The 3,440-nt window shown below is 59.9% G+C and carries 4 protein-coding genes; all 4 read left to right on the plus strand.

Annotated features, from left to right (window positions below; genetic code table 11):
* Positions 1–629: 2-oxo acid dehydrogenase subunit E2 (locus tag AC1D1P_RS18175; RefSeq protein ID WP_477673926.1), on the plus strand; the 629-nt coding region annotated here is incomplete at its 5' end.
* Between the two features lie 8 nt (positions 630–637).
* On the plus strand, positions 638–1,111 hold the full coding sequence (locus AC1D1P_RS18180; protein WP_477669345.1) for a hypothetical protein: 474 nt from the start codon (positions 638–640) through the stop codon (positions 1,109–1,111).
* Positions 1,112–1,117: 6 nt separating this feature from the next.
* The gene (gene lpdA / locus AC1D1P_RS18185) at positions 1,118–2,545 is read left to right on the plus strand and encodes a dihydrolipoyl dehydrogenase (protein ID WP_477673927.1); all 1,428 of its coding nucleotides are present in this window, start codon (positions 1,118–1,120) and stop codon (positions 2,543–2,545) included.
* Between the two features lie 19 nt (positions 2,546–2,564).
* Positions 2,565–3,440, plus strand: an 876-nt coding sequence (gene zapE / locus AC1D1P_RS18190) for a cell division protein ZapE (protein WP_477673928.1), incomplete at its 3' end; no start/stop codon positions are given.

Consider the following 3,440-nt stretch of genomic DNA (forward strand, 5'->3'; position numbering starts at 1 on the left):
CCACCAACGCCATCCTGACCACGTTCAATGAAGTGAACATGGCGCCTGTGATGGAAATGCGCAAGCGTTTCCAGGAAAAGTTTGAAAAAGAACACGGCGTGAAGATCGGCTTCATGAGCTTCTTCGTCAAGGCCGCTGTGCATGCGCTGAAGAAGTACCCTGTACTCAACGCATCGGTTGACGGCAATGACATCGTTTACCACGGCTACTTCGATATCGGCATCGCCGTCGGTTCCCCGCGCGGCCTGGTGGTGCCCATTCTGCGCAATGCAGACCAGATGAGCTTTGCCGACATCGAGAAGAAGATTGCCGAATACGGTGCCAAGGCACGCGACGGCAAGCTGGGCATTGAAGAAATGTCCGGCGGTACTTTCTCGATCTCCAATGGCGGTGTTTTCGGCTCCATGTTGTCCACGCCCATCATCAACCCGCCGCAGTCGGCGATCCTGGGCGTGCATGCGACCAAGGACCGCGCCGTGGTCGAAAACGGCCAGATCGTGGTCCGTCCGATGAACTACCTGGCAATGAGCTATGACCACCGCATCGTCGACGGTCGTGAAGCTGTGCTGGGCCTGGTGGCGATGAAAGAAGCGCTGGAAGATCCTGCACGCCTGTTGTTCGACATCTAAGGCTGTCGATGCGCCGCCTCGTCGCCTGCCTGGCCTGCACGTTGAGCGTGGGCCTGGCTGCGGCTGCTGCGTCGGCTGGCGACAACTGGAGCGGTTACTACGGACTGCAATGGGTCAGCGTTTCGCAGGCGGGGTCCCGGCTGGTACTGGCGAAGGCGCCGGATGCTGATCCGGGGAAGCTGGTTGAAAAATACCAGATGGACCTGGCGCGATGGACCATTGCCGATGTGCGGACCCCTACGGAAACCGTATCCCTGCGCCGCTTTCTCGCGGAGGAGTACGAGAGCTTCGGCTGGGCCGCGCTGCATGCCGCCGGCGGGATTGAATGCCTCGATGCCAGGCATCTGTTTGTCTGCAGCACCGCGCCCGGAACGACCGTGAAAATTGGCCGCGAAGGTCCCCAGCAGGAAAGCCTGCAGGCGCGCACCGGTGTATTTGGAATCGTCCTCCACGCGGGGGCGTTTGAACTCAAGAAGGAATAAAGAAATATGTCTAAACAATTCGACGTCATCGTCATCGGTGGCGGCCCCGGCGGCTACATTGCCGCTATCCGCGCCGCCCAACTGGGTTTCAACGTCGCCTGTATCGACGAATGGAAGAACGCCAAAGGCGGCCCGGCCCTGGGCGGCACCTGCACCAACGTCGGCTGCATTCCGTCCAAGGCGTTGCTGCAATCGTCCGAACATTTTGACCATGCCAGCCACCACTTTGCCGATCACGGCATAGAGGTCAAGGGCCTGGGCCTGGATGTCACGAAGATGCTTGCCCGCAAGGACACTGTCGTCAAGCAGAACAACGACGGCATCGTCTACCTGTTCAAGAAGAACAAGGTCACCTTTTTTCACGGCCGCGGCTCCTTTGTCGCTGCAAAAGACGGCCTCTATGACATCAAGGTCGCCGGTGCCGCTGAGGAAACCATCTCCGGCAAGCACATCATCGTGGCCACGGGTTCCAACGCCCGCGCGCTCCCGGGGGCACCATTTGACGAGGAAAACATCCTGTCGAATGACGGCGCACTGCGCATAGGCGCCGTGCCCAAGAAGCTGGGCCTGATCGGCTCCGGCGTGATCGGCCTGGAAATGGGCTCGGTATGGCGCCGCCTGGGTGCAGACGTGACGGTACTGGAAGGCCTGCCGACGTTCCTGGGCGCAGTCGATCAGCAGATCGCCAAGGAAGCAAAGAAAGCATTCGACAAGCAGGGTCTGAAAGTCGCGCTCGGCGTGAAGGTCGGCGAGATCAAGAGCGGCAAGAAAGGTGTGAGTGTTGCCTACACCGATGCCAAGGGTGAAGCCCAGACCCTGGAAGTGGACAAGCTCATCATCTCCATTGGCCGGGTAGCCAACACCCAGGGCCTGAACCCCGAAGCCGTTGGCCTGAAACTCGACGAGCGCGGCGCCGTGGTGGTGGATGATGAATGCAAGACCAGCCTGCCTAATGTCTGGGCTATCGGCGACGTGGTGCGCGGCCCCATGCTGGCGCACAAGGCCGAGGAAGAGGGCGTTGCGGTTGCCGAGCGTATTGCCGGGCAGCATGGTCACGTCAACTTCAACACGATTCCCTGGGTGATCTACACCAACCCTGAAATCGCCTGGGTGGGGCAGACCGAAGAGCAGCTCAAGGCTGCCGGCCGGGCGTACAAGGCAGGGACTTTCCCGTTCATGGCCAACGGCCGCGCACGCGCGCTGGGTGACACGACTGGGATGGTGAAGATGCTGGCCGATGCCGCGACGGATGAAATTCTCGGCGTGCACATCGTCGGTCCGATGGCCAGCGAACTGATCGCCGAATGCGTGGTGGCCATGGAATTCCGGGCCAGCAGTGAAGACATTGCCCGCATCTGCCATGCCCATCCGTCCCTGAGCGAAGCGACCAAGGAAGCCGCGCTGGCAGTCGACAAGCGCACCTTGAACTTCTGAGCACGCAGGCAAGAAGTCGGTGAATCAACCGGTGCGCTCGGCGTACGACGCCGAACTTGCGGCGCGGGGCTATCAAAGCGATCCTGCCCAGTTGCGGGCAGTCGAAGCGCTTGAACGTTGCGCCTCTGAGTGGGCGGYGTTCAAGGAGCAGCGCTCCAATGCCATCAAGAAGCTGATAAACCGGCCTGATATCCCTCGTGGTGTGTACATGCACGGAGGCGTTGGCAGGGGGAAAAGTTTCTTGATGGACTGCTTTTTCGGGGCTGTCCCGCTCAGGCGCAAGGTGCGGCTGCACTTTCACGAGTTCATGCGCGAGGTGCACCGGGAGTTGCAGGACCTTCAGGGTACGGCGAATCCGCTGGATGAGCTGGGCCGGCGCATTGCGAAGCGATACCGGCTCATCTGCTTTGACGAGTTTCATGTGGCGGACATCACCGACGCGATGATTCTTCATCGTCTGTTGTCGGCGCTGTTTGACAATGGAGTCGGCTTTGTCACAACTTCCAACTTTCAGCCGGACGAGCTGTATCCGAATGGCATGCATCGCGACCGTGTTCTCCCGGCCATTGAACTCCTGAAGGCCAAGCTGGAGGTCATCAGTGTTGACAACGGGACGGACTACCGCGGGCGCACGTTAGCCCAGGCGAAGCTCTATCACACCCCGCTAGGCCTTCAGGCCGATGCTGAAATGACTGAAACTTTTAATGCGCTGGCAGAGTCTCAGGATGAGAACCCGGTATTGCAGATTGAGTCCAGGCAAATCCAGGCCAGGCGCAAGGCGGGGGGAGTCGTCTGGTTTGACTTCAAGACGCTGTGCGGTGGTCCGCGTTCGCAAAACGATTACCTGGAAATAGCCACGCAGTTTCATACCGTACTGCTAAGCGATGTACCGCAT

The organism is Polaromonas sp. P1_E1_2 (assembly GCF_056406035.1).